This window comes from Streptomyces sp. NPDC058291, assembly GCF_042880855.1.
Taxonomy (GTDB): Bacteria; Actinomycetota; Actinomycetes; order Streptomycetales; family Streptomycetaceae; genus Streptomyces.
Genome location: NZ_JBHVYK010000166.1, coordinates 1 through 4798, shown reverse-complemented (window position 1 = coordinate 4798; position 4798 = coordinate 1). Strand labels below are relative to the sequence as shown.

Here is a 4798-nt window from a genome sequence, read left to right as displayed (position 1 = left end):
GCCTCCGGCCGGGCGATGGCGCCACCGCCCCCGCCCGCGGCCCCCGGCTCGGCCGTGCCGCGGACCACACCGCCGCCGGCGGGTCCGCCGCGCCCCGGCGACGGCGACCTCGACTACCCGGCCCTCGTCCTGCGCGGCCCCGACGAACCGGGCGGTCGCCGCGGCCGGTTGTTCCCCGACGTCCCCTTCGACCCGGTGGCGGCCGAGTACCGCCGCCGCGCCGAGGCGGTGGCCGCGCTGCCGCTGCCCGGCCACGCCGTGCCGCCTCGTGTGTCGGCCGGCTCGTTCGACCACCGTTTCGACGCCGTCGCCCGCGCCGACATCCCCTCCGACGGCGTCTGGCACACCGTCACGGTCGGCGAGATCCCGATCGGACTGCGCACCGAGTACCTCTGCGTGCCGTCCGTGGAGCAGACGGTGTACGGCACGCTGGTGCTGTGCCACCGGGTCGGCCAGGCGCTGCTGGCCGGCCCGGTGGAGGTCCACGTAGGGGACGACTACCTGCTGACCGCCGCGCTGCCCACGCTCGCGCCGGGCGGCGTGTGCCGGGTGGGACTCGGCCCGGCCGAGGGCATCCGGGTCGCCCGCCGCACCGAGGTGCACGAGTCGACGTCGGGACTGCGCAACTCCACCACCGTGCTCGATCACCGCGTCCACGTGGAGCTGGCCAACCGGCTCGCCGCACCGGTCACCGTCGAGGTCCGCGAACGGGTCCCCGTCACCTCCGACGCGGACGTCCGCATCGAGGAACGGGCCGACTGGGCGAAACCCCGTGACGACGAAGCCGAGCACCACGCCCCCGGCGCCCGCGTCTGGCGGGTGGACCTGCCCGCCGGGGGCGCCACCGCCCTCGACGGCGGCTACGAGATCCGCATCCCGACCGCCAAGGCCCTGGCCGGCGGCAACCGCAGGAGCTGACACCGCCCATGTCCACGGCACCGGAGCCGATCCCTCTTCCCGTCACCGCCGTCACCTGCCTGGAGGACCGCGCCCATGTCGAGCGCACCGCCGGGATCACGCTCGAGGCCGGCGTCCAGCGGCTGCGCCTGGGGCCCGTCGGCGCACTGGCCGTCGACCGTACGCTGCACGCCGAGCTGACCGCCGAACACCCGGCGACCGTGCTCGACGTGCGGATCGTGCGCACCTGGGAGCCGCGCGGGCCGCAGCCCGCCGACGACGACTCGGCCCTGCGCCGCCGCCTGCGGACGCTGGAGGCGGAACTGTCGGCCCTGGGCCGGCGGCGCGAGCGGCTGCACACGCGTCTCGACGTGCTGGGCCGGCTCGCCGCCGATCTGCTGCGGGAGATCGGCGAAGGCGCCGGCTTCGGGGAGAGCGAAGGGCCCCGCTGGCAGCGCGAACTGGATCGGGTGGACGCCGAACGCGACGCTCACGCCGAGCGACTGCGCGCCCTGGAAACCGAGTCGACCGCCTTGGACGCCGAACTGGGCGCACTGCAGCGGGCCATGGACCTCGCCGAGCAGGAACCGGCCGAGCTGATCGGCCACATCGAGCTGACCGTCCGGGCCACGGCCGCCGGGCCGGCCGGGCTGCGGCTCAGCCATCTCACCCCGTGTGCGCTGTGGCGTCCCGTCTACCGGGCGGTGCTCGACGGGGACTCCCTCACGCTGGAGACCGACGCGATGGTCTGGCAGCGCACCGGCGAGGACTGGTCGGACGTCCGGCTGACGCTGTCGACGGCGCGCTCGGCCCAGGCGACCGAGCCGCCCCGGCTGGGCGAGGACTGCCTGACGCTGCAGGACCGCTCGCCGGCGGAGCGCCGCACGGTCGAGGTCGAGCTGCGCGAGGAGGACGTCGCCGACCTCGGGCCGGCGCCGGTGCTCGGCCTGCCGGGGGTGGACGACGGCGGTGAGGTGCGGGTGCTGCACGCCCCCGCACCGGTTTCCGTGCCCGCGGACGGCCGTGCCCACCGGGTGCCACTGTCCGTCTTCACCACGACCGCAGGCATCGAGTACGCCTGCGCTCCGGAGCTGTCCCCCCTCGTCACCCAGGTGGTGCGGTTCGACAACCGGTCCGGCCACGCGTTGCTCGCGGGCCCGGTCGACCTGGTCCGCCACAGCGGATTCAGCGGCCGCGGCACACTGGACTTCACCGCCCCGGGCGCGGCTGTGGAGCTCGCCTACGGCAGCCGCGACGACCACCGGGTCACCCGGCGGACGGAGGAGGTCCGCGACACCTCCGCGATCACCCAACGGACCCTGGTCACCCGCACGGTGCGACTTCACCTGTCCCGGTTCTCGACCCCCGGCGAACACGGCGACCAGGCCGTCGTCCTGCGCGAACGGATCCCGGTGTCCGAGGTCTCGGCGGTGCAGACACGCGTCAGGGAAGAGGCCTGCTCGCCCGTGCCCGACGCGGTCGACGCCGACGGCATCGCCCGCTGGGACCTCGTCCTGCCTCCCGGCGGGCGACGCACGGTCACCCTGGTCTACGAACTGTCGGCGAGCGGCAAGGTCAGCGGGCTCTGATCCGGACGATGTCGTCCGATCCGTCCGCCGCGCCCGCGTTGTCGTCGCGGTCGGTCGTGGTCGGTCCGCGATCGCCGCCTCCTCACCCGAGCCGGTAGCCGCGCAGGCCGGTGAGCAGGAGGTAGGTGTCCTGCAGGGATCCCGAGGTGTCGCCGAGGGAGCGGTAGACGCCCCACTTGGGGCGCACCCGGTCGGCGAGGAAGGTGTCGACGCCGTTCTTCGAGGCGTCGACGACGGTGGAGCCGCCGCTCTTGAGGATCCAGCGGACCGAGCCCGCCGTGCCGTTGCCGACCTTGATCTGGAAGTCGACGTCGGTCCATCGGTCGTGCAGGGGGTCCAGATCGGTGCGGCCGACGAGGATGTCGTCGAGGGCGAGCTTCAGCTCGATGGTCTGCCGGCCGTTCACACGGCGCAGCGACTGCACGACGATCGGGGAGGTTCCGTTGCCGGGCTGCTTCATCTGCATGAGGTGGGTGAAGGTGGTGGTCGCCTTCAGCGAGCTCGGGATGTACATCGAGTACGTGACCCGCCAGGTCTGGCCCGACGTCCAGGTGAGGTAGTCGTCGCCGCTGCCGTTGCGCAGTCCGGTGACCTCCTGGCGCTGGCGGTCGGTGGAGGTGTCCCGGTCGGCCATGTGCATGTTGAAGCGCCAGTTGTTCCCGGTGGTGAAGATGTGCGGGCCGCCCGAGGGGTGGGAGCCGGCCCGGTCGTCCTCGACGGTCTCGAAGGCGCCGAGGCCGTCGCGACTCGCCGACGGCGCCCATTTCTGCTGCCAGGAGGCGGCGTGCGCGGCGCCGGGCAGGCCGGCGACCGTGGTCGCGGCCGCGCCGCCGAGCGCCGCGCCGAGCAGGGTCCTGCGGGATGTGCTCATCACTGACTCACCTCGTCGTGTGGGGGGGTGCCGTGCAGAGAGGCGCCTCATGGCGGCTTCGCGGCCTTCGGAGTCGTTCACGTACGTGCATGACGTTCAGATGGTGAGGCGGGGGTGTGGAACAGGCTCCCGGCCGGCCCCGGTTCCGTCAATGGTCCGGACCGATGAGGCCGGATCCATTTCCCGCCGATCTCCCCTCGAAGTCGAGGGCTTGACGGCGTCGACGGTGTGGGTCCACCTTGTTGCGCACCCAGTAAGGAAACTTTCCTAACAGAAGGGTCCCCTCCGTGCGCTCTCGAACCCTGTCCCTCGCCGCGGCCGCCGGCGCCGCCCTCCTCGCCACCGCCGCGCTTCCGGCGAACGCCTCCGGCCTCGCCCGCGGCTCCGCCCCGCGGGCCACGGGTCCCGCCTCGACGCAGGAGGGCTCGGTCAGCGCGGCCGACCTGCTCGCCAAGGTCACGTCCTGCTCGCAGATATCGAACGGCAAGTACAGGACCGACGACGAGACGTCGGCCACCGTCCCGGTGTGCGGCAAGAACGGCGCGGTCTTCTGGAAGGCCGACATGGACGTCGACTGCGACGGCCAGCGGACGTCCAAGTGCAGCGAGAGCACCGACCCCTGGTACCAGGACGACACGGCGTTCCACCAGTCGGACGGCAAGCCGCTGCGCGCCGACACCCTCCCCTATGTCGTCGTGCCCAGTTCCAGCTCGATCTGGAACTGCGGCTCCGCGGGCATCAAGGGCGGCGGGGTCGTCGCCGTGATCTACCAGAACAAGGTGGAGTACGCGGTCGTCGGCGACACGGGCCCCACGAAGATCATCGGAGAGGCCTCGTACGCGACGGCCAAGGCGCTCGGCATCGACCCGGACCCGGAGAACGGGGGCGCCGACTCCGGCGTCACGTACATCCTGTTCAAGAACTCCCAGGTGTCCCCCATCGAGAGCCACAGCGCGGCGGTGACCCTCGGCGACCGGCTGGCCCAGACGTTCCTCCGCGACAACTGACGGGGCGCGAGGCGGCGGCGGTCCGGCCCTGACGCGGGATCGGACCGGGGCGTCAGCCGCCGCGAGGCGCGTACATGAGGACGGCCATGCCGGAGAGGCAGATCAGCGCGCCGATGAGGTCCCAGCGGTCGGGGCGGTAGCCGTCGGCGACCACGCCCCAGGCGATCGAACCGGCGACGAAGACCCCGCCGTAGGCGGCGAGGATGCGTCCGAAGTGGTCGTCGGACTGGAGGGTGGCCACGGCTCCGTAGAGGCCGAGGGCGATCACTCCGGCGCCGATCCAAGCCCAGCCTTTGTGCTCGCGGATGCCCTGCCACACCAGCCAGGCGCCGCCGATCTCGAACAGAGCGGCGAGGACGAACAGGGCGACGGAACGCACGACGGTCATGGTCAGCGAGGCTACCGGCGGGACCCGGCGGCGGGCCGGACAGGGC

Annotated in this window: 5 protein-coding genes; 3 read left to right on the top strand and 2 right to left on the bottom strand. The window is 73.1% G+C overall.

The annotated features are described in order from the left end of the window. On the top strand, positions 1 to 918 hold a 918-nt coding region (locus ACFVYK_RS37740; RefSeq protein WP_389781256.1), incomplete at its 5' end, for a DUF4139 domain-containing protein. A gap of 8 nt (positions 919 to 926) precedes the next feature. Then, a complete protein-coding gene (locus tag ACFVYK_RS37735; protein ID WP_389781255.1) occupies positions 927 to 2486 on the top strand; it encodes a mucoidy inhibitor MuiA family protein in 1560 nt (519 codons plus the stop codon). 82 nt (positions 2487 to 2568) lie between these two features. Here the strand turns inward: ACFVYK_RS37735 and ACFVYK_RS37730 are convergent, their stop codons facing one another. Next, positions 2569 to 3357 (bottom strand): Tat pathway signal sequence domain protein, encoded by a 789-nt coding sequence (locus tag ACFVYK_RS37730; protein ID WP_389781254.1) that lies wholly within the window; start codon positions 3355 to 3357, stop codon positions 2569 to 2571. Between the two features lie 287 nt (positions 3358 to 3644). On the opposite strand from ACFVYK_RS37730, the gene ACFVYK_RS37725 reads away from it, so the two are divergent. Continuing rightward, the gene (locus ACFVYK_RS37725; RefSeq protein WP_389781253.1) at positions 3645 to 4364 is read left to right on the top strand and encodes a glycoside hydrolase family 75 protein; all 720 of its coding nucleotides are present in this window, start codon (positions 3645 to 3647) and stop codon (positions 4362 to 4364) included. A gap of 52 nt (positions 4365 to 4416) precedes the next feature. Here ACFVYK_RS37725 and ACFVYK_RS37720 read toward each other — a convergent pair whose 3' ends face one another. After that, positions 4417 to 4752, bottom strand: a complete 336-nt coding sequence (locus tag ACFVYK_RS37720; RefSeq protein WP_389781257.1) for a YnfA family protein — start codon at positions 4750 to 4752, stop codon at positions 4417 to 4419. Positions 4753 to 4798: the final 46 nt, after the last annotated feature.